This is a genomic window from Acidiluteibacter ferrifornacis, assembly GCF_009909615.1.
GTDB lineage: Bacteria > Bacteroidota > Bacteroidia > Flavobacteriales_E > Vicingaceae > Acidiluteibacter > Acidiluteibacter ferrifornacis.
Genome location: NZ_WWNE01000014.1, coordinates 26413 through 49268, shown reverse-complemented (window position 1 = coordinate 49268; position 22856 = coordinate 26413). Strand labels below are relative to the sequence as shown.

25 protein-coding genes are annotated in these 22856 nt (G+C 35.3%); 16 read left to right on the top strand and 9 right to left on the bottom strand.

The window, feature by feature from the left end; all coding sequences use genetic code 11:
* Positions 1-12: 12 nt before the first annotated feature.
* From sufD to GQN54_RS13890, 5 genes are read left to right on the top strand one after another with little or no spacing between them, the layout of a single operon-like run.
* Positions 13-1305 (top strand): Fe-S cluster assembly protein SufD, encoded by a 1293-nt coding sequence (gene sufD, locus GQN54_RS13910; protein ID WP_160634178.1) that lies wholly within the window; start codon positions 13-15, stop codon positions 1303-1305.
* Positions 1306-1307: 2 nt separating this feature from the next.
* Positions 1308-2528 carry an aminotransferase class V-fold PLP-dependent enzyme gene (locus GQN54_RS13905; RefSeq protein WP_160634177.1) on the top strand — a complete coding sequence of 407 codons (1221 nt, stop codon included), beginning with the start codon at positions 1308-1310 and terminating at the stop codon, positions 2526-2528.
* The gene (locus GQN54_RS13900) at positions 2528-2953 is read left to right on the top strand and encodes a SufE family protein (protein WP_160634176.1); all 426 of its coding nucleotides are present in this window, start codon (positions 2528-2530) and stop codon (positions 2951-2953) included. The genes GQN54_RS13905 and GQN54_RS13900 overlap by 1 nt, the downstream gene beginning before the upstream one ends.
* A gap of 1 nt (position 2954) precedes the next feature.
* Positions 2955-3287 (top strand): SUF system Fe-S cluster assembly protein, encoded by a 333-nt coding sequence (locus GQN54_RS13895; protein WP_160634175.1) that lies wholly within the window; start codon positions 2955-2957, stop codon positions 3285-3287.
* 4 nt (positions 3288-3291) lie between these two features.
* Positions 3292-3804 carry a DUF2480 family protein gene (locus GQN54_RS13890; RefSeq protein WP_160634174.1) on the top strand — a complete coding sequence of 171 codons (513 nt, stop codon included), beginning with the start codon at positions 3292-3294 and terminating at the stop codon, positions 3802-3804.
* A 180-nt stretch (positions 3805-3984) separates the two neighbouring features.
* Here GQN54_RS13890 and GQN54_RS15545 read toward each other — a convergent pair whose 3' ends face one another.
* On the bottom strand, positions 3985-4107 hold the full coding sequence (locus GQN54_RS15545) for a hypothetical protein (RefSeq protein ID WP_262885892.1): 123 nt from the start codon (positions 4105-4107) through the stop codon (positions 3985-3987).
* On the opposite strand from GQN54_RS15545, the gene GQN54_RS13885 reads away from it, so the two are divergent.
* A complete protein-coding gene (locus GQN54_RS13885) occupies positions 4097-5452 on the top strand; it encodes a PrsW family intramembrane metalloprotease (protein ID WP_160634173.1) in 1356 nt (451 codons plus the stop codon). The two genes, GQN54_RS15545 and GQN54_RS13885, sit on opposite strands and share 11 nt — an antisense overlap.
* On the opposite strand, the gene GQN54_RS13880 is transcribed toward GQN54_RS13885, so the two are convergent.
* The 5 genes from GQN54_RS13880 to GQN54_RS13865 form a co-directional block, all read right to left on the bottom strand.
* A complete protein-coding gene (locus tag GQN54_RS13880) occupies positions 5442-5870 on the bottom strand; it encodes a DUF7793 family protein (protein WP_160634172.1) in 429 nt (142 codons plus the stop codon). The genes GQN54_RS13885 and GQN54_RS13880 overlap by 11 nt on opposite strands.
* 58 nt (positions 5871-5928) lie before the next feature.
* On the bottom strand, positions 5929-6357 hold the full coding sequence (locus tag GQN54_RS13875; RefSeq protein ID WP_160634171.1) for a DUF7793 family protein: 429 nt from the start codon (positions 6355-6357) through the stop codon (positions 5929-5931).
* Positions 6358-6423: 66 nt separating this feature from the next.
* Positions 6424-6846 carry a DUF7793 family protein gene (locus GQN54_RS13870; protein ID WP_160634170.1) on the bottom strand — a complete coding sequence of 141 codons (423 nt, stop codon included), beginning with the start codon at positions 6844-6846 and terminating at the stop codon, positions 6424-6426.
* Between the two features lie 88 nt (positions 6847-6934).
* Positions 6935-7114 carry a DUF7793 family protein gene (locus GQN54_RS15655; RefSeq protein ID WP_449369400.1) on the bottom strand — a complete coding sequence of 60 codons (180 nt, stop codon included), beginning with the start codon at positions 7112-7114 and terminating at the stop codon, positions 6935-6937.
* Positions 7092-7355, bottom strand: coding sequence for a hypothetical protein (locus GQN54_RS13865; protein WP_160634169.1), 264 nt, complete (start codon positions 7353-7355; stop codon positions 7092-7094). Before GQN54_RS13865 ends, GQN54_RS15655 begins: the two co-directional genes overlap by 23 nt.
* A 134-nt stretch (positions 7356-7489) precedes the next feature.
* Here GQN54_RS13865 and ctlX point away from each other — a divergent pair, with 134 nt between their 5' ends.
* From ctlX to GQN54_RS13850, 3 genes are all read left to right on the top strand, one after another.
* On the top strand, positions 7490-8404 hold the full coding sequence (gene ctlX, locus GQN54_RS13860; RefSeq protein ID WP_160634168.1) for a citrulline utilization hydrolase CtlX: 915 nt from the start codon (positions 7490-7492) through the stop codon (positions 8402-8404).
* A 162-nt stretch (positions 8405-8566) separates the two neighbouring features.
* Positions 8567-10663 carry a 7TM diverse intracellular signaling domain-containing protein gene (locus GQN54_RS13855; protein WP_160634167.1) on the top strand — a complete coding sequence of 699 codons (2097 nt, stop codon included), beginning with the start codon at positions 8567-8569 and terminating at the stop codon, positions 10661-10663.
* 128 nt (positions 10664-10791) lie between these two features.
* A complete protein-coding gene (locus tag GQN54_RS13850; protein ID WP_160634166.1) occupies positions 10792-13728 on the top strand; it encodes a M16 family metallopeptidase in 2937 nt (978 codons plus the stop codon).
* Positions 13729-13779: 51 nt separating this feature from the next.
* Here the strand turns inward: GQN54_RS13850 and GQN54_RS13845 are convergent, their stop codons facing one another.
* Positions 13780-14424 carry a DUF2202 domain-containing protein gene (locus GQN54_RS13845; RefSeq protein WP_160634165.1) on the bottom strand — a complete coding sequence of 215 codons (645 nt, stop codon included), beginning with the start codon at positions 14422-14424 and terminating at the stop codon, positions 13780-13782.
* Between the two features lie 152 nt (positions 14425-14576).
* Here GQN54_RS13845 and GQN54_RS13840 point away from each other — a divergent pair, with 152 nt between their 5' ends.
* Together GQN54_RS13840 and GQN54_RS13835 are read left to right on the top strand one after the other, a co-directional pair.
* Positions 14577-15059, top strand: coding sequence for a hypothetical protein (locus GQN54_RS13840; RefSeq protein WP_160634164.1), 483 nt, complete (start codon positions 14577-14579; stop codon positions 15057-15059).
* A gap of 93 nt (positions 15060-15152) precedes the next feature.
* Positions 15153-16115, top strand: a complete 963-nt coding sequence (locus GQN54_RS13835; RefSeq protein ID WP_160634163.1) for an alpha/beta hydrolase family protein — start codon at positions 15153-15155, stop codon at positions 16113-16115.
* Between the two features lie 3 nt (positions 16116-16118).
* Here the strand turns inward: GQN54_RS13835 and GQN54_RS13830 are convergent, their stop codons facing one another.
* On the bottom strand, positions 16119-17390 hold the full coding sequence (locus tag GQN54_RS13830; RefSeq protein ID WP_160634162.1) for an acetyl-CoA hydrolase/transferase family protein: 1272 nt from the start codon (positions 17388-17390) through the stop codon (positions 16119-16121).
* A 121-nt stretch (positions 17391-17511) separates the two neighbouring features.
* On the opposite strand from GQN54_RS13830, the gene GQN54_RS13825 reads away from it, so the two are divergent.
* A complete protein-coding gene (locus GQN54_RS13825) occupies positions 17512-18735 on the top strand; it encodes a T9SS type A sorting domain-containing protein (protein ID WP_160634161.1) in 1224 nt (407 codons plus the stop codon).
* Here GQN54_RS13825 and GQN54_RS13820 read toward each other — a convergent pair.
* Positions 18732-19541: a TMEM175 family protein gene (locus tag GQN54_RS13820; protein WP_160634160.1), complete on the bottom strand. Its 810-nt coding sequence runs from the start codon at positions 19539-19541 to the stop codon at positions 18732-18734. The genes GQN54_RS13825 and GQN54_RS13820 overlap by 4 nt on opposite strands.
* Before the next feature lie 128 nt (positions 19542-19669).
* Between GQN54_RS13820 and GQN54_RS13815 the strand changes: the two genes are divergently transcribed.
* From GQN54_RS13815 to darG, 4 genes are all read left to right on the top strand, one after another.
* Positions 19670-20068, top strand: coding sequence for an energy transducer TonB (locus tag GQN54_RS13815; protein ID WP_160634159.1), 399 nt, complete (start codon positions 19670-19672; stop codon positions 20066-20068).
* A gap of 9 nt (positions 20069-20077) precedes the next feature.
* Positions 20078-20896, top strand: a complete 819-nt coding sequence (locus GQN54_RS13810; RefSeq protein WP_160634158.1) for a T9SS type A sorting domain-containing protein — start codon at positions 20078-20080, stop codon at positions 20894-20896.
* 217 nt (positions 20897-21113) lie between these two features.
* On the top strand, positions 21114-21749 hold the full coding sequence (gene darT / locus GQN54_RS13805; protein WP_160634157.1) for a type II toxin-antitoxin system toxin DNA ADP-ribosyl transferase DarT: 636 nt from the start codon (positions 21114-21116) through the stop codon (positions 21747-21749).
* A gap of 1 nt (position 21750) precedes the next feature.
* The gene (gene darG, locus GQN54_RS13800) at positions 21751-22779 is read left to right on the top strand and encodes a type II toxin-antitoxin system antitoxin DNA ADP-ribosyl glycohydrolase DarG (protein ID WP_160634156.1); all 1029 of its coding nucleotides are present in this window, start codon (positions 21751-21753) and stop codon (positions 22777-22779) included.
* Positions 22780-22856: the final 77 nt, after the last annotated feature.

Genomic DNA, 22856 nt, shown 5'->3' with positions numbered 1-22856 from the left:
AAAAAGGAAACAATGAGCGAAATAGCAACTATGAACGTAAAGGAACAATTTCTATCGACTTTTGGTGTGCAGGATTTTCATTTTGACACGGAAGCTTCAAAAGCAGCCAGAAATGAGGCAACTAAAAGAATTGAGGGATTGGAATTTCCTACTTCGAAGACTGAATATTGGAAATATACAAGAATCAACCGCATCGTAAAAGCGGAATACAAAATAGCAGAAAGCACTACAACAATTGACATCACTCCTTTTTTAATAGAAGGAATGGAAAAAAACGTAATGGTTTTTGTAAATGGATTTTACCGAGCTGATATCTCAACAATTACTTCTCAAGAAGGTGTTATCGCTTGTGCATTATCTGAAGCTAAAGAAAAGCATGCAGACCTATTCAATGCATACTTCTCAAAGTACCTTCCAACTGATGAAATTTTTGCAAATATCAACACCGCTTTCCATCAAGATGGTGCATTTATTCACTTTGCAAAAAAACAAAAAGCTGATCAACCTATTCACATTTTGAATTTAGTGGAAGGAGATCAAATCATTACCAACCCAAGAAACTTAATCATTGGTGAAGCATTTAGTGAAGGGAAAGTAGTGACAAGCTACCACAATTTAAATGGTGGAAAATCATTTACAAATGCAGTAAACGAATGCTTTGCAGCAGAAAATTCTTACTTAGAATTTAATAAACTGCAAGAAGAAGACGGAACTTCTTTCCACATTGCGACGGATCAAGTGCAGCAAGAGAAAAGCGGAAACTTTACCATCAACACCTTTACTTTCAACGGTGATATTGTTAGAAATAACTTAAACATCGCTGTCGCGGGAGAAAATGGATATACTTCTTTGAATGGATTTTACCTTCCGAAAGAAAAGCAATTGGTAGATAACCACACGAGAGTAGATCATTTGGTTCCTCATTGTGAATCTCATGAATTGTATAGAGGTGTAATCGACGATAAAGCAACCGCTGTATTTAACGGTAAAGTTATGGTGCACAGAGATGCGCAAAAAACCAATGCTTTCCAAGCGAATAACAATGTATTACTTTCTGATGATGCAACGATTAACTCTAAGCCTGAGTTAGAGATTTATGCAGATGATGTAAAATGTAGTCACGGTTCTACCATCGGACAATTGGACGAAGAAGCGATCTTTTATTTGAGAGCTAGAGGATTGTCAGAAGACAGTGCCATTCGATTATTGTTGAACGCTTTTGCAGCTGATGTGTTAGAACATGTAGGAATCGAATCATTCCGACAATTGATTGAAGAAAAAATCGAGAACGGTTTAAAAAAATAAAGATGAGTTTTAACATCGAAGTATTACGAAGTCAGTTTCCTATTCTTAGCAGAAAAGTGAATGGGCAGCCATTGATTTATTTTGACAATGGAGCTACTGCGCAGAAACCGCAAGTAATGATTGATGCGTTAAACAACTATTATAGCTTTCAGAATGCGAATATCCATCGCGGAGTGCATTCGTTAAGCCAAGAAGCAACAACGGCATTTGAAGCAGCGAGAACGAAGGCTCAAGCTTATTTCAATGCAGCCAAGAGCGAGGAAATAATTTTCACGAAAGGAACAACTGATAGCATCAATTTATTAGCAGGATCTTTCGGAAGAACCTTTTTGAATGAAGGCGACGAAGTGATTATCTCCACCATGGAGCACCACTCGAACATTGTGCCGTGGCAGATGATTTGCGATGAGCGAAAAGCAAAGTTGAGAATCGCTCCAATCAATGAAAAGGGCGAATTGTTATTGGATGAGTTGAAGGCAATGGTGAATGAAAAAACCAAATTGATTTCAATTGTTCACATCTCGAATGCATTGGGAACCATCAACCCTATTCAAGAAATTATTGATTTTGCCCATGCCCATGATGTATTGGTAGCAGTAGATGGAGCACAGTCTGTACCGCATATGAAAATAGATGTTCAAGCGTGGGACTGTGACTTTTTTGTTTTCTCAGCTCATAAAATGTTTGGTCCTACCGGGATTGGAATGCTATATGGCAAAGAACATTTATTGAATAAAATGCCTCCTTACCAAGGTGGTGGCGACATGATTAAAACGGTGACGTTTGAAAAAACAACCTACAATGAGTTGCCTCATAAATTTGAAGCTGGAACCCCGAATATAGCAGCAGGTGTAGCATTAAGTGCTACGTTTGATTTTCTGAACGAGTTGGATTGGGAAGCCATTCACCAACACGAAACCGAACTGTTAGCATACGCTACGGCGGAATTGAAGAAAATTGAAGGGCTAAGAATCATCGGCGAAGCAGCCAACAAAGCGAGTGTTATTTCCTTTTTAGTAGATGGAACTCATCCATTTGATGTAGGTGTAATTTTAGATCAAATGGGAATTGCGGTAAGAACTGGACATCATTGTACACAGCCATTGATGGATTGGTTTAAAATTCCGGGAACGATACGCGCTTCCTTTGCGATATACAATACCAAAGAAGAAGTAGACAAAATGATTGTGGCGCTGAATAGAGCCATCAAAATGTTACGATAATGACGATTAAAGAACGACAAGACGAAATAATTGATGAATTCTCTATCTTTTCGGATTGGATGGATAAATACGAGTATATCATCAGTTTAGGCAAGGAATTACCAATAATAGATGAGAGCAAAAAAACGGAAGACAACATCATTAAAGGATGTCAGAGCCAAGTGTGGTTAGATGGGCAATTAGTGGATGGTAAAATTGTTTTCACAGCAGATAGTGATGCCATAATTACGAAAGGTATCATTGCCTTGTTGATTCGTGTAGTTTCTGATCAAACACCAGATGAAATCCTTAAAAACGAATTGTACTTTATCGACCAAATTGGATTAAAAGAACACTTATCACCTACTCGATCTAACGGATTAGTAAGCATGGTGAAAAAAATGAAATTGTTGGCCCTGGGATACAAAGCGAAAACTGAAAATTAAAATGGAAAAGAATAAAACGGACATTACGCCAAAGCAAGTAGAGGATCAAGTGATAGAAGTACTTAAGACTATCTACGATCCCGAAATACCTGTAAATATTTATGAGTTAGGATTAATCTACGAAGTGAAAGTAGATAATGAGTTTAACGTAAATATAGAAATGACGTTGACTTCTCCAAACTGTCCAGTTGCAGAATCTATGCCGAATGAAGTAGAGCAGAAAACTGGCGATTTATGGTCGGTAAAAAGTGCTAAGGTGAACATCGTTTGGGAACCTACATGGGATAAAGATATGATGAGTGAAGAAGCAAAATTAGAATTGGGATTCTTATAAAATTATGGCAGAAGAGATTATCAATAGAGTCGCGAAAAGCGGAATTATCACCCTCAACTTAGAAGATTACTATGTGGATGGAGAGCGTGTGGCCTATGATATCAAACAAAATTTGTGGCAAGAAATAGCACTTAAAGAAAAAGACTTTCGAGAATTTATAAAAACGAATGATTGGTCCGTTTACAAAGATAAGCTAGTGGCCATTCATTGTTCGGTAGATGCTATCATTCCCACTTGGGCCTATATGCTATTGTCTATTGCATTGCAACCACATGCAAAACGTGTTTTCTTCGGTTCAGTAGAATACATGAACCAAGTGCTTTACGAAGAGCAACTCAATCAAATCGATTTTTCTCAATACAAAGATGTCAGAATTGTCATCAAAGGTTGTGGAGATAAAGCCGTTCCTGAATCGGCTTATGTTTCATTGACCAACAAATTACTCCCCTTTGCAAAAGCCATTATGTACGGCGAGCCCTGCAGTACAGTTCCGCTTTATAAGAAGCCAAGGATATAATATATTAATAAGTCAATTATTCAGTAGTTGAATTTAGCTCTCAGTTAAATTGGCTTTGTGCTCTTTGCGAAAAGCTTTGTGTTCTTTGTGGTAAAAAAATAAAAGTAGACCGCTGCGCTGTTAAAAGAAAGAAGCAGGCAGTTAGATCCGAAAGCCATCAGATTGTGATTTTTTAATACTCTATGAAGCCTCTGTCTCTTTGTGGTAAATGGATACAAGCAAATTTCCATTTCCCTCAACTTCATTAGGTAGAATATATTTATCTTCATCCAACAAAACAGTTGGACTGAATATGATACTCATCTACTCATTAGTTGCTCTTTTTATCGCTTGGATTTGGGTAGATTACTACCGATTAATTGACATTTACGAAAAGGAGGACCTCAAGTATTTTATCCTAATTTTTATACTAGGTGGAGCTTCTGTTTCCATTGTTTTTGGATTGCACAATCTCTTTATTGATTCACTCGGATGGAGCCTAAATGGCAATTTTATCAACGACTTCCTTTACTGTACCATTCAAATTGGAATGTTAGAAGAATTCGCTAAGCTGATTCCTTTTTTAATTTTTTACAAATTGTTTAAAAAGGAAGTAAATGAGCCTATTGACTTTATCGCATACATCTGTGTGGCAGCGTTAGGTTTTTCCGCTTTTGAAAATGTCATGTACTTTTACCGCCACGGACCTCAAATTATTAGTGGAAGAGCAATTCTTTCAAGTGTCGGACATATGTTTTTTACGGCCCTAATCGCTTATGGTATTATTCGATATAAATACCAGAAAGGGAAAAACAAGAAGCTTGAGTTAATTCTATTCTTCATTTATGCCTCTCTTGCGCACGGTTTCTACGACTTTTGGTTAATGTACACCGGAATTAGCACAGGAATAGGAATCATCATTACCATTTTATTCTTTTTATTTGGCCTTTCCACTTTTGCCACAATCATCAATAATGCCCTTAATAACTCCCACTTTTTTGATCATAAGTTGGTCATCAATCCGAATAAGATTGCGAGTAGGTTGATCGGATATTACTTCATCATTTTTATTATACAATTTTCATTACTTTCCTATACCAGTAGCTTCAGTACCGCATTAAATAGTATAGGAACTCCACTACTAGTGATAGGTTTTATTGTATTAGTTACTTCTATTCGGATGAGCCGATTTCAATTGATTCAACACCAATGGGAAAACTTATCTATTGAATTACCTTTTAGAATCGTCTATCGAGAATCTATTAATGGTAAATATAACCGATGGGCCATTCGATTCAATGGCGACTCTTTTAATGAAACAAAAGTTAGCGCATTTTTTCAAGAATACTTTCAGTTGATAGAACTGAACAGAACCAAACCTACAGCGGCAAAGCGAAGCTTAGCCTGTATCCAAAAAAAGATATTTTTAAGAAATCAAGAAGCAGTATATATTGTTAGTTTGTACGAACATAACGAATTTGGGCCTTCCAAGTTAATTGCTTTAAAACCAAAACGAAGAGGCATAAAGTCTATTAACAAAAAGTATCCAATTGTAGCTATCATGGATATTATAGACCTTAAAAAAGTAGATGAACCAAAACTCACTATCCGTAATTTCAAATTCAGAAGTTGGGGTTATATAAAGGAAAGAAGCGGATTTAATTCTTGAGTAACCAATCGATCGCCTCTTTTCTGGAGTTAAATAGCTTTGTAGGTACAGGTGGCTTGTCAAATCTGATGAAAAAATTAGCCATAATACGATATGCTAAACTGTTTACCAATATTGCCATCTTTTGAAGCTTGAATCCTGTTTTCATTTCCGCTGCAAATGTAGACCTAGCCTCAGGAGTCATGTTAAAGAAGTCTTGCGTAGCTGTTATCATTGTATATTTATTGCTTCCATTTCTAAATTGACGAGAATGCTCCATAACTAATAACGCTTCATTTCTATCAACCAAAAAGTTTGCCTGATACTCAACCTCTAATAAATCTAAATCAGCAAAATAATAGATTTTGGCAAAGGTTAAATCCTTGACTAATATCCTACTATCGGTAGTGTATATAGTTGGCTGCTCACTAAATTTCATTAGGTACCTAAATTACAAATTCTCCAACTATTCAAATCATTCAAGAATAAAATTGAGATTATTGTTCCTCGAGAAGCCAAGCAATAGCCTTTTCTCTTTTACTAAAAATCTTTGTAGGAACAATAGGTTTGTTGTAGCGAATAAAAAAGTTGGCCACGATCTTATCCGCTAACCCTTTAATAAGTAATGCCATTTTAAATGCAGTAGCATCCTTTTTTTGTTCATTAACAAAAGTAGATCTAGCCTCATCAGTAAAATTGATGAACTCTTTAGTAATTGAAACAAGAACCAAAACTCTACTCCCTTTAACAATCTCAGCTCTAGTTAAAAGAACTTCCATAACCTCCTCCTTTCCGATATTAACGTTTGCTTGATATTCAATCTCAAGAATATTGAGTTCTTTATTAAAGTAGAATTTTGCAATTCCTATATCTTTCACCAATATAGAGGAGTCAATTGAGTATTTATCAATTATTTCATTTTTCATATTCGGTAACTAAGATATAAAAAAACAAACTACTTAAAATCAAGCCACATAGATTGATTGGAAAAATTACTCAAGCAACCAATCCAGTGCTTTCTTTCTACTATTAAACACCTTAGTTGGCACCACAGGTCTATTGAAGCGAATAAAAAAGTTAGATAAAATACGGTAGGCTAGATTATTTACAACTAGAGCCATTTTTTGAAATCCAACATCAAGCTTCATTTGCTCAGAGAAAATGACCCTAGCTTCGGAAGTCATATTAAAATATTCCTTTGTTGCAGTAGCCATCGCCAATCTATTTGAGCTATTGTTAAACTCACGATTGGCTTGAATGATTTGCATTGCTTCTTTTTGATCTATTAAACAATTGGCTTGATACTCCACTTCAAAAAGATCAATTTCATTGATATAATACAACCTCGCAAAAGTTAAGTCTTTTACTAACGTCCTCGAATCAACATCGAATATATTTATTTTCTCATCAGTCATAAGCTAAAACCCAAATTACTAAAAGAATAGTTTTGGAATATTAATTTTAATGACTTTCAACTTAATTCGTTGAAAAAATCTTTCACTCTTATTCGAATAACCATTCTATGGCTCTTTTTCTATTATTGAAAATTCGAGCAGGAGCAGGTGGACGATCATATCTAATAAAAAAATTACCAATAATTCTATATGCCAAACTGTTCACGAAAATTGCCATTTTAATTGCATACTGTTGTTTAGTTTGTTCACGAGCATAAGTTGATGGCATCTGCAGTCAGATTAATAAACTCTTGAGTGGCATTAATCAGAAAGTACCTTTTTTCCCCTTTATTAAATTGATAAATTGCAGCCACAATTGCTAAAGCCTCTTCAGTATCAATTGTAGAATGGGCTTGATATTCGACCTCAACTATATTGAATTCTTCGATGAAAAACAGTCTAGCAAAAGATAAGTTTACGACCTCCTGCCTTGTAATCAATTTGTTTTGGTGAGTTGGGTGTTTAATCATAGGTTCTCACTAATGTATATAAAGTTTACTAAAAAATAAATTCTTTTTTTTCCCGTTGGAATAAACTTTCAGGAAGAGCATCGCTTAGGGTTCATTTGCATGAACTAACTTTGCAACTTATCAAAACTTTCATTATGTCAGAAATTTACCCAGCTTCTTCGATTATAATGCTTCGTCCAAAAAACTTTGGATACAACCCGTTAACTGCTGACTCGAACTCTTTCCAGCAAAACGTAAAAGTAGAATACTCAGCAGTAGCGTATGAGTTTGAGCAATTGGTTGAAAAAATAAGAGCCGTCGGAATAGACGTATTGGTTCTTGAAGATAGTTTAGACCCACCAAAACCTGATGCTATTTTTTTAAACAATTGGATCAGCACACATGAAGATGGAAGTGTATTTATTTACCCTTTAGAAGCCGTAAATAGACGTGTAGAAAGACGTGCAGAACTGATTGAACAACTGTATAGCTCTTTTATTTTTAGCAGCTTTAATGACCTAAGCGCTACCGAAAAAGAGGGTAAATTTATAGAAGGAACGGGAAGCATGGTATTGGATCATAATCATCGACACGTTTTTGCAGCGATATCAAGTCGGACTAATCAAGATTTAGTCCAAGCCTGGGCGAAAAATATGCAATATGACTGTACCTGTTTTCATGCATTTGATGAATTTGGGAAAGCCATTTACCATACAAATGTGATGATGTGTATAGGAGATGATTATGCATTAGCATGCATGAGTACCATCTTAAATCCAATGGAGAGAAAAGCAATAATTGCCAATTTCAAAAAAGCAAAAAAGACACTGATTGACATCTCCTATCATCAAATGAATTCTTTTGCAGGAAATTGCATTCAGTTGAAAAATAAAGACCATCAAAAATTCATAGTCATTTCTTCGTCAGCATACGCCAGCCTAAATGCAGATCAAATAGAAAAACTGACTACCGAATCAGATTTAATCATTGGTCATATCCCTACCATAGAGAAAGTAGGAGGAGGTAGTGTAAGGTGTATGATTGCAGAAAATTTTTTAGAAAAAAGGTAACCACAATTTATTTTTGAATCCGGCCTTTATAAGTGGTGACCAATTATTATTCTGCTAAACAAAACCCCTCTTTTTTTGTTAGCAAAAACTAACTGCGTAGATTCAATGCCATACTTTTGTACTTCCTTTTTTTAACTACTAAAAGAATGTAACTTTAGCTTTATGAAGCAATGCCCCTTTTGGCTTATAATAGTACTTATTGTTTTGGGCTCAACAAAACTACATGCCCAATCTGACAGTATTTTTGATGTTAGTACAGTTTCATCATCTGAGCATTTAGCCCCTTATTCAGTAATCATCCCAGATAGTGAACACTCCTACTCTTTTGCATCAGTTTTGGCTAATGATAGTATAAAATCGACTGGATTCACTCCTGAGAATGAAATTCCTTACCTAGATTTTACTAGGTCTAGCTACTGGATGTTATTAGATTTAAAGAATAGATCTTCACTGGAACAAAGCTTTTATGTAGAATTAGCTAGACCACTTACTAACAAAGTGAATTTGTACATTCTAAATCAGTCTAATCAGTTAATTGAGTCCTTTGAAACGGGTGATGACTTTACATTCAATACTCGGCCTTATCAAGATAGAAGATTTATTTTCCCGATCAACTTTCCCCCTCAGACTCAATATAAACTAGTTGTAAAAACGACAAGTGATGGAGAAATTTTAAAACTTCCCATTCATTTATGGAGAATTGATGCATTTACGCAGTTCTCCATCAAAGAGAACTTTTTGCTAGGCCTTTATTATGGTCTTTTCTTACTGGTTTTTATCCTTTTTACCTTTTTTGGTATTGCACTAAAGGAAAGAATCTACTTCTACTTTGTTAGCTACGTTTTCCTATTAGGTCTTTTTCAATTTTCATTAGATGGTTTCGCTTTTCAGTATTTATGGCCGGGGTTACCGTGGTTAGGTAATCATGCCATTCTTTTATTCGCAGCACTATCCCTCATCTCCATGTTATATTATGTAAGAGAATACTTGGGTAAATTCCAGCGGCACAAAAGGTATTTTAAAGGCTATAATGTATTCATCATACTTACCTTAGTTTCTTTACTGCTAAGCTTAACCACAGGAATGATATATGCCACTATATTTCCCATATTAAACGGATTGTCTTTTATAGTTGTCATTTATTTCCTTTTCGGACTTTACTTTAAATACAAAGAAGGAAATAAACCTGAAGTGGCCGTTGCTATTGCATTTGTCTCACTGAGCCTTGGTGCCGTCGTTTTTATTACTGCAAATGTGAACATCATCAAAAGTGAATTTTTAGCAACTAATGCCTTAAAAATTAGCTCAGCCATTGAATTAACCTTCCTATCATTGGCCATGGCAGGGAGATATAGAAAAACACAAAATGAGAAAGTAGAAGCACAAGAGCAAGCTTTTAAAAGATTAGAAGAGATAAACTTTCTAAAAAACAAACAAACGGAAGAGCTGGAGCAGCAAGTCAAGGAAAGAACTCAAGAAATTCGAGAGAAAAATGAGGTGTTGCAAGTTCAAAATGAAGAAATATTAAACAGTATTCTCTATGCAAAACGACTGCAAAATGCCACTTTACCATCAGAGAAAACGATGGTGCAGTTGTTTAAAGATAGTGCTGTTCTTTATCGACCAAAAGACATAGTATCAGGTGATTTCTATTGGATGGAAGAAGTAGATGATTTAGTATTTTTCGCAGTAGCAGATTGCACCGGTCATGGTGTTCCGGGTGCCATGTTAAGTGTGTTTGGAAACAATGCATTGAATAGGTGCATCAATGAATATAAACTACGCGAACCAGGTAAAATATTAGATACTCTTACCGAATTGGTTGAATTATCGTTAACCAAGAATAATTCCGAAGTAAGTGATGGCATGGATATTTCCCTATGTGTTTGGGATAAAGGAAGCAAGTTAAGTTATGCGGGAGCCTATAACCCTTTATACATAATAAGAAACGGAGAACTGCTAGAAACCAAAGCAGACAAACAGCCGATTGGAAAATACATTACTAGAGTTCTTTACACAACTCATGAATTTGATTTACAAGAAGGGGATTCTATTTATTTGTTCTCTGATGGCTATGCAGACCAATTTGGTGGACCTAAAGGAAAGAAACTAAAATACAGTGCATTCAAACAATACTTGTTAGAATTAAACCACTTAGAATCTTCAAAAATTAGTGATGAGCTAGGCCGTCGATTCGATATTTGGAAAGAGGGTGTAGAACAAATTGATGATGTTTGCTTGATGAATGTGAAGTTTTAAAATCACAACTTTCAGAATTGATATAATTTCCTTTTATCCATAAGTTTAACCGTTCTACCGAAACTACTTTTTAAACCACTTTCTTTTTTTAAATTAGCATTTCCTTTCAATCAAGCAAATCTAATACCATGAAAATCAGAAATTACTTTTTACTCTTTGCAGTATCCTTTGGGATAACAATAACTACCTCTTGCGGAGATAGTGCTGAGAAAACCAGTTCTAGTCAAAACCCAGCCTATGAAACTATTGAAAATGATCCAACGAACACTCGAATCTATACTTTAGACAATGGATTAAAAGTGTATCTTTCAGTAAATGAGGAAGCCCCTCGAGTTCAAACGTCTATCGCAGTTAGGGCAGGTAGCAAAAATGATCCTGCGACCGCGACCGGATTAGCGCACTATCTAGAGCATATGTTGTTTAAAGGAACAGACCAGTATGGTACGTCAAACTTTTCACAAGAAGGCCCATTACTAGATCAAATAGACAGCCTATATGAAGTATACCGAAATACAAGAGATGAAGAAGCTAGAACTGTTTTATATGCTCAAATAGACAGTATTTCTCAAGTTGCATCAACATTTGCAATTGCCAATGAATATGATAAAATGGTTTCAGAAATGGGTGCTAAAGGAACTAATGCATACACTTCCTTCGAACAAACTGTATACATTAATGACATACCTACAAATCAAATCGAGAAATGGTTAACATTAGAAGCCGAACGTTTTAGAAACCCACAACTTCGATTGTTTCATACTGAATTAGAAGCTGTTTATGAAGAAAAAAATCGCAGCTTAGATAGCGATTTTAGCAAAACATTTACCGCTTTATTTGATGGGTTGTACCCCAATCATCAATATGGTCAACAAACAACCATAGGAACCATTGACCATTTAAAAAATCCCTCTCTTACAGAGATCAAAAAATATTTCAATACATACTATGTTCCCAATAATATGGCCATTTGCATGTCTGGAGACTTTGATCCAGATATGGTTTTTGAGCAAATAAAAGCCAAATTCGGAGGAATGGAATCCAAGGTAGTTCCAACCTTTGAAGTTATCAAAGAATCTCCATTAAACACTGTGGTGGTAAAAGAAGAAAAAGGACCAGATGCCGAGTTTTTGTACATGGGTTATAGATTTGACGGTGTGGGAAGTAAAGCCTCAGAGTTGATTCAATTATGTGACATGATTTTAGCTAATCGAACTGCAGGCTTAATCGATTTGAATTTAAATCAACAACAGAAAGTCTTAAATGCAAGCTCATTTACTTACATCTTGTCTGATTACTCTTCTCATATCTTAAATGGTTCACCCAAACAAGGACAAACTTTAGAAGAAGTGAAAGATCTACTATTGTCTCAGATGGATAGTTTGAAAGCAGGTGCATTCCCTGATTGGTTATTGGAGGCGTGTATTAATGATTTAAAAATTAGTAGAATAAGACAATTAGATGAAAACTGGGGTAGAACCAGTATGATGGTGGATGCATTTATTCAAAAACGTGATTGGAAAGAACAAGTAAATGATATTGAGGTATTAAAAAAATATACTAAAGAGGATGTTGTTAATTTCGCTAAAACAAACTACAACGATAATTATGTAGTGGTTTATAAAAGAACAGGTAAAGATGAATCTACTCAAGAGGTAGTAAAACCAAAAATCACTCCTGTTCAAGTCAATAGAGACGATGCCTCTCCATTCTTGAAAGATATCTCTGCTATGAAATTTGATGATATTCAACCACGATTCCTCGATTATGACCAAGATATCAATCAGGCGAAGTTAGATAATGGCATAAAAGTGAGATCTGTCAAAAATTCCAATAATGATTTATTTAACCTGTATTATGTCTTTGACATGGGTAAAAACAATAATATCAAAATTGATTTAGCATTGGATTATCTACCATTTTTAGGAACTTCAAAGTATTCTCCTTCAGAAATTCAACAAGAGTTTTACAAAATTGGGTGCAATTTTCAAGCATCCGCCTCTGACGAAAAGGTATACGTATCCTTATCAGGCTTAACCGAAAATTTCGAGGCTGGCGTTCAATTGTTTGAGCATTTATTAGCAGACGCAAAACCAGAAGAAGCGCCTTTAAAAAACTTAGTTAATGATATTCTAAAAGAAAGAGCAGATGATAAATTATCAAAAGGAACCATTTTATTTGGTGGATTATCCGCATACGCCCAATACGGATCTAACTCTCCATTCACAAACATTCTGTCGGAAAAAGAATTGAATGCTTTAACTTCAAGTGAATTGACTGACATGATTCACAGTTTAAATAGTTATGAGCACAGAGTGCTGTATTACGGGCCTATGGAACAAGATGAATTGATAGCTTCATTAAAAAAGAATCACAATACGCCTCAAACATTGAAGCCAATACCAGCAAGCAAAGATTTTGTAGAGATCGACAATGAAAAGACGAAAGTATTTGTGGTGGATTATGATATGAAGCAAGCAGAAATTATGATGCTTTCTAAAAAGGAATTGTATAATCCAAAAACAGTCGCTGCAGCTGCTATCTATAATGAATATTTCGGTGGTGGAATGGGTTCTATTGTATTCCAAGAAATGCGAGAATCTAAAGCCTTAGCCTACTCTGTTTATTCCGTTTATCGTTCACCAGGGGATTCTGCCAAAGCTCATTATGTTATGGCTTACATCGGTGCTCAAGCAGATAAATTAAAGGAAGCAATGGCAGGAATGACAGATTTGTTGAACAACATGCCAGAATCAGAAAAAAGTTTTGAATTGGCGAAAAAAGCCGCATTGGAGAAAATAAGAACTGAACGAATCACTAAATTTTCTAAACTTTGGAATTTTGAAACTGCCCAAAAAAGAGGGTTAGATTATGACATACGTAAGGACGTCTATGAGGCCGTTCCTAATATGACGATGGCCGACTTAAAAGCATTCCATGAACAATACATTAAGGATAGTAAATATAACATCATGGTGATTGGTAAGAAAAGCGGATTAGACATCAAGGAACTAGAGAAATACGGCCCAGTTACTTATTTAACTTTAGAACAAGTTTTTGGCTACTAACAACCGCAATTATAAATTAAGTAAAAAGCCGAGCTACGCTCGGCTTTTTACTTAATTACAAGGAGCATTGCTTCCGTTAATTATTATATCATACTCACTTTGTGAAAGGTATTGAGGAGTATAGCTACCTCCTTCCTTGTGTAACCGTTTTATAAATGCTCTAAGGTGATTTTTTGAACCGCATTCTAAATTTGCAAAGACGGCAATCAGATTTTGATTGTTGGTTTTGGAGATGAAGTTTCTTAAATCCAAGATGTCCAATTCTTCAATAGTTGCACCTATAGTCAGTGCATTGATTTTATTCTGCACACCATCGGTAACAAACTGATTGTATAGGCTTTGTAGTAAAGTATCTTGAAACACTCCCATAGGTTCTATTTTATAAGGAATATCATAACTCTTTAACAATCCTTCTACAGCATTCATATGGTCTTGTTCGCTGTACTTGATATTGGAAAATTGATTAATAGACCAAACACTATCCAAATAGAAGTAGGTATCTCTAGCAAGTTTTTCTTCTTCTAGCATAAATTGAAGAGCTGCTTTATCTTGATCGTTTATCTGCTCACCTGTAATAGGGTTTTGGGTAATTATTTGATCGGTGTTCTCATCATCATCAGAACAACCTGTAAATATTGCGGCTCCGAAAAGAAGAACTGCGAACCACCCAAGCGTTTTAAAATTTGACTTTTTCATTGTTATGGAGTTTTAAGTTAGACTATAAAGTTAAAGGGTATCTCCCATATCCACAGTTACTTTTGTTACTTTCAGATTAAAATACGTTGTTTCCCTTATAGAAACATATTGTTGTCTTTTATAACCTTTGATAAAAACTTAAAATAGTAATTATGAGAAGTATGTTAAGAAGAATTCTAGTCATAGCAATAATTGGTAGCGCTGTTTCTTTTATAGGGTGTAAAGACGACGATGATGACAAAGAGGAGAATACCCCTATAACTAACACATGTGCAACAGGTAACTTTTGTATGGTTTATGATGGTGTACAGAAATCTGGAAATGCCACTTTTAAGGCATTAGCAAATGGTAGAAATCGAATTTATTGGGAGAATGGCAGTGCAGGTACGTTTGAGCAAGTTGAGCTTGATATTTATGGCAGTGCAGTAGGTGATTACACAATCGACACAACAGGTGCAGTTGGTACAGCAAATATAGAGTATTATTCAGCTAGTTCTGGAGTTGGCGAAGCGGTTTCGGGTAAGGTCACTATTACAGCGTTTGATCCTGCGGGAACGGGCGTAACGGGAACGTTTAATGGAACAACCAATAGTGGGAAGTTGATAACCGATGGAAAATTTTCGAATGTGAAGTAAAGGCAATATTTCAATAATTTTGTTTTCATAAATAGTAAAGGAGCCTCAGTTTGAGGTTCCTTTTTTTATGCGAATAGGTTATCTTTATCAGCTATGAGGTATATCCTAATATTTCTTCAAGGAATTATTCTAATATTCGGTTTAGGATGTCATGCGCAATCGAATCAGTCAATAATTGTTGAAAATCAATCGGTAGATATTATTCAATATCCTATTTATCATGATTTAAAAGCAAAAAGTGCTGCTTACAATTATTTGGATAGCATTGAAATTAATGAATTGACTTATTTAAGTGATGGGTTGAAAGTAAAGGCCTACGTAATTCAGCCGAAAGCAGAAGGGAAATACCCATGTATCATTTTTAATCGTGGTGGTAATCGAGATTTTGGGGCTTGGAATGCTAGTGGAATAATTCGCTTTTTTAGTAGCATAGCCAAAGAAGGATATGTTGTCATTGCGAGCCAGTATAGAGGAAATGCAGGAGGCGAAGGAACCGAGGAATTTGGCGGTGCTGATGTAAATGATGTAATTGTTTTACCAAACGTTCTAGCTGAATTAGAAAAAGCGGACACCTCAAAAATTGGGATGTATGGCTGGAGTAGAGGTGGCATGATGACGTATATGGCAATGGCCAAAATGAATAACATTAAAGCTGTTGTTGTCGGTGGTGGAGTCACAGATCATATTGAATTGATAAAAGATCGCCCTGTAATGGAAGCATCTGTCTATGCCGAGTTGATCCCAAACTATGAGGAGAACAAAGAACAAGAGTTAAAGAAGCGTTCTGCCATTTATTGGGTCGATCAATTTTCAAAGACAACGCCGGTATTGTTGATGCATGGAGGTTCAGACTGGAGAGTCAAGCCTAATCAAAGTCTCACTTTAGCTTTAGAGTTTGAGAGGTACAGAATTCCTTACCGCTTGATTGTTTATGAAGGCGACGATCATGGGATTTCGAAACACAAAAAGGAGTCGAATGCGGAAGCCATGGCCTGGTTTGCTCGATTCTTGAAAGCAGTTGAGCAATTGCCTAAAACTGAATTTCACGGTAAGTAAGTTTTAGAACTTTTCATTGAATCGTTCAAAAGCCGCTCTATCGAGTGCTTCTCTGTGGTCAGGGTGTGCGATTGAAATTAACGCATTTGCGCGCTGTTTTAAGTTCAACCCGAATAAGTCTACTACGCCGTATTCGGTGGCGATATAATGAACATGAGCACGTGTAGTTGTCACTCCTGCTCCTTCCTTCAGGAACGGAACAATCTTGCTGACTCCACTTTTTGTAATAGAAGGTAATGCAATAATGGCCTTCCCTCCCTCAGATAATGATGCTCCTCGAATAAAGTCCATTTGTCCACCCACACCAGAATATTGGTATTGCCCAATAGTGTCAGCGCAAATCTGTCCTGTTAAGTCAATTTCTATTGCTGAATTAATCGCTGTTACTTTGGGATTCATTCGTATCAATCCGGTATTATTGGTGTATGAAGCTTCTTTCATATGCACCGAAGGATTGTCATCCATGAAATCATACAACTCCTGAGTTCCCATGGCAAAGCAACTGACAATTTTTCCCGGTTTTAGTTTTTTATATTTTCCATTGATAACACCCGATTTTATTAAGGGTAAAATTCCATCTGAGAACATTTCAGTGTGAATTCCCAAATCTTTGTGATTGGTCAGGTTCGCCAAAACGACATTTGGAATTCCACCAATACCCATCTGTAAGGTTGCCCCATCTTCCACTAGACTGGCTACATGTTTCCCAATTTGCTCTTCTATTACTGTCGCTGACTTTGTGGTTGCTTGATATATAGGATGATTATGATATACACTATAATTGATTTGGCTAATGTGAATTATCCCGTCTCCGTGTGTTCTTGGAACATTCTCATTAATTTGAGCAATAACCACTTTGGCAGATTCGATAGCCGCTAAAGTTACATCAACAGAGCTGCCTAGCGAACAATACCCATGCTTATCTGGCGGTGAAACTTGAATCAATGCCACATCAATTGGCAACTTATTTCGTTGGAACAATAAATGAACTTCACTCAGAAAAATAGGGATATATCCGCCAAAACCCAGATTAATACAGTTTCGAACATTTCCTCCAACGAAAAAACTATTGATGTGAAAAGTGTCCCGATAAGGATCCTGAGTGTATAGCGCTTCCCCTTCAGTATGTAAATGTATAATCTCAATATTCGACATTCGTTTGTAATCTTGACACATCGCATCGACCAAAAACTTCGGCGTCATTGCAGCACCTTGAATGAAAATACGCTGATCTCTAGTGATATTCTTAATTATTTCAGCAAGTTTATTAGACATGTTTTTTTGTTTTTGTAAAGATAAAAAGGACACTATTACAGTTAAATGATAATTATCAGTCGATTAAAGTATTTATCTGACTTTTGTTAAATTTTCATAATTTTTTCATAACTTTAAAAGGATGAGAATTTTAAGCTTCCTTTTTTCTTTGATGTTTTATTCAAGTACCAGTGCTCAGTTGGTAGAAGGGACCATTATGTTTGTTGGGTTCAATGCTGATGGAACAGATGGGTTTGCAATAGTCTCTTTAATTGATATTCCCTCTAGTTCTACTATTTACTTCTCAGATAATGAATGGAATGGCTCGGTGATTGGGTTGGGAGGGGCATTTATAAATACAACTGAAGGTGAGATAACATGGTCTACGGGCGGCAGTGTAGTACCAGCAGGCACCGTAGTAAATTTTAATAGCACATCTGATGATGCTGATCTTAATTATGGAGCCTCAGTAGGGTCAATCTCAGGGGAAATTAACTTAAATGCAGCAGACGAAGTACTATATGCCTACTTGGGTTCCGATGACGTCACACCAACTAAATTTCTATCAGCAATCACCAACTCGGGATTTACATTGAGTGATGGAACATTATTAGGCACTGGATTAATAGATTTGGTTTCTGCAACAACTATCTTAGGTGATCCCGACGTGATGGTTTATACCGGACTAAGTATTTGTAATTCTACTGTCAGTGCTTGTGCTGCATTAATTGGCTTACCTATAAACTGGACAACTGACGATGGAGCTGGAGATCAGTCCAATGATGGAAATGCACCTGATTTCCCTTCAGATGTTCCCCCGTCCTTTTCTGGATCAGCATTACCAATTGAACTACATCTATTTGAAATTTCACAAACGATTGATAATTATATCTTGATTAAATGGATAACCCTTTCAGAAGTCAATAATGACTATTTTACTATAGAAAAATCAACTGACTTAATAAATTGGCAAATTGTCTCAAGAATAAAAGGCGCAGGAAATTCAGTTGTCACTCAGGAATACACACATTTAGATATTAATTCTCCAGAAAAAACTAAATACTACCGATTGAAACAAACCGACTTTAATGGAAAATTTTCTTGCTCTACAATAGAAACAATAGAAATTGATGCAACTCAAACTATTAAGCTATACCCAAACCCGTCTAAAGGCATTTTCTACTTTCCATCGACTATTGTTGATCTTAATGAAATAAGAGTTTTCTCGATTATTGGTGAGGATATAACAGGACAGATAAATATTCAGAATTTAAGTACTGAAACTAAAATAGATTTATCCTTCCAATCGAATGGTATTTATTTTCTTCGTTTAAAAGATCAATTTCATCGAATCGTAAAATATTAGGCTTTACGCTCATCTTCCTCTGTTTTTTCCTCCGCAGCTCTTTCTGATGCCTTTACATACAACCTATTTCTTCTTTTTTTATAGATTGGAGTGAAGATGGCAATCGAAACATAAATAAGGCCTGAAACATGAGAATAATCCCCTCCAAAAAGTAATACAACTAAAATAGAAATTACACTTACGGCCATGACAAAAAGGTAGCAATGCATGTACGTTTTAGTTTCATGAATTTCTAAATCATTCAACTGCAATTGTTCCCTCTTTTTCAATGCATTTCTATAAAATGCAAAGAATATCGTGTAAATACAAAATATACCTACTCCAAACCGTACCATTAGATCTGTCCATTGTTCGACCTCCATATTTGATGCAGACAATTCGTTCATTTTTATAAGAAGCGCCTCAGATTGGTCTCCCAACGCCATTTTTATCCTTAAATAGAAAAGTGTGCCGATAAAAGAGAAGAGATATTTTAACGGATAGATATAAAATAACAGCAAAAAGAGAAATAAGAAATTGAGCGTTTTGGTCAGTTTATCGGTCAAGCCATATCTCAAAAAGAATTCATTGTGTGAATTCCAAATTCCGAACAACATCATTGTACAAGCAATAAAGCCAACAAAACCATACATAGATGCTTCAAGCTCTACATAAGTTTTTGGCACTTCAGATGAAATCACTAACAAGGTTACTGAAAAAGCAAAAACAGCATCGGTCAGGTTTTCCAATCTGGTATTTCCATCACCACGATAGCGAAACCCTGATTTTGATTGATCTTTAGTATTGCTGATAAGATTTCGAAGCATTATAAATACAATTAAATTGAGGTTTGAAGATAGTAAAATTTATGTTCAGAGAATTACTGTAGCATAAATGGTCAATTTATGTAAAAACAGTTCAACGCTTAAATAAACAAAAAACATATATTTAGCATATGAAAAAAATTGGGATTCTGTTAGTAATCATATTACTTGCCTTCTCCTCATTCTGTCAAAGTAATGTACCTGAGGAAATTGAACAAACATTTACAATTGTAGAACAAATGCCCTTATTTGATGGAGCGACAACGCAAGAAGAAAGTACTCAAAAAGTGATGAATTACATTGAACAAAAAGCTGAAGCATCCGGCGTTACAGAAAAAGGGAATGTATTTGTAAATGTTACCATTGATTCAGAAGGAAAAGTCACCAATGCAAATATTTTAAGAGGCCTTTCGGATGAAACCAATAATGTTGCCATTACGATTATCAATAGCATGACAACATGGAAACCAGGATTTCAAAGAGGAAAAGCAGTTGATGTGATCATGAATTTTGTAGTCAGATTTAATTAATAGTTTAAAATGATAAAAAAATTAGCCTTTATATTCATAACAATTTTTAGCGCAGGTAGTGCTTTTGCACAATGTTCAATTTCTTCTAATAATATCTATGCATTTACTATTCAGGGAAAAAACTACGAGGTTATTAAACAAAAGCTCAATTGGACTACTGCTGCTGCCTGTGCAGTAAGTAGGAATGGATTTTTGGCAGAAATTACCTCTCAGTTGGAACAAGATAGTGTGTATTATTTTGTGAACCAAGCTGGTATTACGGCTAGCCAAACAGTAGCCCCTGATGGTGGGGGAGCATCTTATTTGTGGTTGGGCGGAAATGATATTGCTTCCGAAGGTTCGTGGGTGTGGGATGGCGATAACCAAGGGTCAACGTCTCCATTTTGGCAAGGCAAAGCCAATGGAATGCCTGTAAATGGTGCATTCACCAATTGGGGAAATGAACCAGATGATTTTAATAATAACCAAGATGGATTAGGGCTGGCCATTAACAATTGGCCATTAGGAGTAGCAGGTCAGTGGAATGATATAAGTACAGCCAATCAACTGTATTTTGTGATTGAATACCCCATCACTACTGAATTAAATGAAGAGACAAGCCAATCTAATATTGAACTTTATCCAAACCCAGTAAAAGATGAGGTGCGTATTTCAAAGCCTAGCTTTTATAATTACGTAATTACTGATTTGCAAGGTAAAGCAATTCAATCTGGAGCGGTAAGCAATCAACAAATTTCAGTTGCTGCTTTAGTCAAAGGAGTTTATTTGATTCAATTGTTTAATGAAAGTCAGGAATTGATTCATCAACAAAAGTTGGTTAAGGAATAGGTCGATTTTCTTAAAATTACTTGCCCTTTTTTTAGTCAAAAAAGTTAAAAATGAAACTTCTGCTAAGTCCATTAATTACCATAAGGCTGCTCGATTGTAAACGGTAAATAATAGTTTGTTTTTAGCCGTTTATATAAATAAATTTAACTTGGACATATAAGGTGAATAAATGTACTTTTCGCTTTATTAGAATGTTGGCTGTAATAACATAGAACGAATGAAAATTCCAGATACTATATACTTGTATCGAATAACGCATATTAATAATCTAGACTTCATTTTTAAGTCTCAAAAAATTAGTTGCCCAAATTCTCCTGATAGTGATTCTAATTTTATTGGAATTGGCGATTCTTCGTTGATACAGAGAAGAAAATCCAGGCAGATACCAATTGTGCCAAATGTAGACTTCTCAGATTACGTTGCGTTTTATTTTGGTGCGAGGTCTCCAATGCTTTTTAATATTCAAAATGGATACAACAATGTTACCAAGCGTCCTCCAGAAGATATAGTCTATTTGATTACAAATTTCGAAACTGTAAAAAACAACAATTCAGACTTTGTTTTTACGGATGGTCATGGATATCACCATTTGTCTCAATTTTTCAAGCAAGAAACTGATTTAAAAGAAGTAGATTGGAAAACCGTGAATCTTATAAGGTGGAATGATACAGAAGAAGACCCTGACCGAAAAAGGAAGAAGCAAGCAGAATTCTTAATTCACAACGAATTGACCTTTTCAATGATACTTGCAATAGTTGTTTATAATGAAAATGCTAAATCAATTGTTTTAACTAAACTTGCAGCTAATAACATTAGTTGTAATGTAGTTGTGAAACCAAATTATTACTATTAAGATGATACGATTCACAAAAGGAAATATTTTAAAGGCTGATGTTGAAGCTTTAGTAAATACAGTAAACACAGTTGGTGTAATGGGCAAAGGAATTGCTTTAGCATTCAAAAAAGCATTTCCACTAAATTATAAGCTGTATAAAGAAGCTTGTGACAATAAAGAATTTACTGTTGGCACAATGTTCACAACTAATACAGGACAATTAATGCCAAAATTTATTATAAATTTTCCCACTAAAGAACATTGGAAAGGGCGTTCAAAAATTGATTTTGTAAAAAGTGGAATGAAAGAATTAGTGGAGACAATTAAAACTAATGAGATAAAATCAATTGCAATACCTCCTTTGGGATGTGGAAATGGAGGACTGAATTGGAACGAAGTTAAACCAATAATTATTAATGAATTACAAAATATTAATAATGATATTGAAGTGGTCATTTATGAACCAGGCTTCAATAACCAAACAGTTCCTGTAAAAAAAGAAATTGCCTTAACACCTGCAAGAGCAATGCTTCTTTACGCATTAAAAGACTACCAAGTATTAGGTTATTCAATAAACTTATTAGTTGCTCAAAAAATCGCTTATTTTCTGCAAAGAATAGGAGAGCCTTTAAATTTACAATATGAAAAAGGACATTACGGGCCTTATTCTAACCGACTTCAACATTTACTGAAGTATCTTAACGGATATTACCTCAATTTTAAGCATGAAGAAACTAAGCCAAGCTCAACTGTCACTATTAATCATTTTGATAAAGTTTCAACTTATGCTCAAAAAGAATTAGATAGTAATCAACTCGAACGACTTAAAAAGACAAGGGAACTAATCGAAGGTTTCGAGTCTCCATATGGATTAGAGCTTCTTGCAACTGTTGATTACGTTTCTCAAAATGAAAACATTAAAAGTACAGAGGAAATAGTTGCTAAAATTGGAGAATGGACGGAGCGAAAAAAAGAAATTATGAAACCCTTTCATATTGATGTGGCACACAAGAGATTGAAAGAATACTACCGCCAACAATGGCTATAGTGCATACCCTACGGGACACTGCGCATAGCCAAGCCGTTAATACTTTAAAGAAACCTTGATAGAATAACTTTATGATC

Bases quoted from the DNA above. Each gene is read 5' to 3' on its own strand.
- GQN54_RS15655 (WP_449369400.1), bottom strand. From the start codon at position 7,114: ATGCCATCAACTTATGCTCGTGAACAAACTAAACAACAGTATGCAATT.
- GQN54_RS13820 (WP_160634160.1), bottom strand. From the start codon at position 19,541: ATGCTTCGAAATCTTATCAGCAATACTAAAGATCAATCAAAATCAGGG.
- GQN54_RS15545 (WP_262885892.1), bottom strand. From the start codon at position 4,107: ATGAGTATCATATTCAGTCCAACTGTTTTGTTGGATGAAGATAAATAT.
- GQN54_RS13885 (WP_160634173.1), top strand. From the start codon at position 4,097: ATGATACTCATCTACTCATTAGTTGCTCTTTTTATCGCTTGGATTTGG.
- GQN54_RS13900 (WP_160634176.1), top strand. From the start codon at position 2,528: ATGACGATTAAAGAACGACAAGACGAAATAATTGATGAATTCTCTATC.
- GQN54_RS13905 (WP_160634177.1), top strand. From the start codon at position 1,308: ATGAGTTTTAACATCGAAGTATTACGAAGTCAGTTTCCTATTCTTAGC.
- GQN54_RS13830 (WP_160634162.1), bottom strand. From the start codon at position 17,390: ATGTCTAATAAACTTGCTGAAATAATTAAGAATATCACTAGAGATCAG.
- darT (WP_160634157.1), top strand. From the start codon at position 21,114: ATGAAAATTCCAGATACTATATACTTGTATCGAATAACGCATATTAAT.
- GQN54_RS13895 (WP_160634175.1), top strand. From the start codon at position 2,955: ATGGAAAAGAATAAAACGGACATTACGCCAAAGCAAGTAGAGGATCAA.
- GQN54_RS13825 (WP_160634161.1), top strand. From the start codon at position 17,512: ATGAGAATTTTAAGCTTCCTTTTTTCTTTGATGTTTTATTCAAGTACC.
- darG (WP_160634156.1), top strand. From the start codon at position 21,751: ATGATACGATTCACAAAAGGAAATATTTTAAAGGCTGATGTTGAAGCT.
- GQN54_RS13815 (WP_160634159.1), top strand. From the start codon at position 19,670: ATGAAAAAAATTGGGATTCTGTTAGTAATCATATTACTTGCCTTCTCC.
- GQN54_RS13840 (WP_160634164.1), top strand. From the start codon at position 14,577: ATGAGAAGTATGTTAAGAAGAATTCTAGTCATAGCAATAATTGGTAGC.
- GQN54_RS13810 (WP_160634158.1), top strand. From the start codon at position 20,078: ATGATAAAAAAATTAGCCTTTATATTCATAACAATTTTTAGCGCAGGT.
- sufD (WP_160634178.1), top strand. From the start codon at position 13: ATGAGCGAAATAGCAACTATGAACGTAAAGGAACAATTTCTATCGACT.
- GQN54_RS13870 (WP_160634170.1), bottom strand. From the start codon at position 6,846: ATGACTGATGAGAAAATAAATATATTCGATGTTGATTCGAGGACGTTA.
- GQN54_RS13845 (WP_160634165.1), bottom strand. From the start codon at position 14,424: ATGAAAAAGTCAAATTTTAAAACGCTTGGGTGGTTCGCAGTTCTTCTT.
- GQN54_RS13875 (WP_160634171.1), bottom strand. From the start codon at position 6,357: ATGAAAAATGAAATAATTGATAAATACTCAATTGACTCCTCTATATTG.
- ctlX (WP_160634168.1), top strand. From the start codon at position 7,490: ATGTCAGAAATTTACCCAGCTTCTTCGATTATAATGCTTCGTCCAAAA.
- GQN54_RS13890 (WP_160634174.1), top strand. From the start codon at position 3,292: ATGGCAGAAGAGATTATCAATAGAGTCGCGAAAAGCGGAATTATCACC.
- GQN54_RS13880 (WP_160634172.1), bottom strand. From the start codon at position 5,870: ATGAAATTTAGTGAGCAGCCAACTATATACACTACCGATAGTAGGATA.
- GQN54_RS13835 (WP_160634163.1), top strand. From the start codon at position 15,153: ATGAGGTATATCCTAATATTTCTTCAAGGAATTATTCTAATATTCGGT.
- GQN54_RS13865 (WP_160634169.1), bottom strand. From the start codon at position 7,355: ATGATTAAACACCCAACTCACCAAAACAAATTGATTACAAGGCAGGAG.
- GQN54_RS13850 (WP_160634166.1), top strand. From the start codon at position 10,792: ATGAAAATCAGAAATTACTTTTTACTCTTTGCAGTATCCTTTGGGATA.
- GQN54_RS13855 (WP_160634167.1), top strand. From the start codon at position 8,567: ATGAAGCAATGCCCCTTTTGGCTTATAATAGTACTTATTGTTTTGGGC.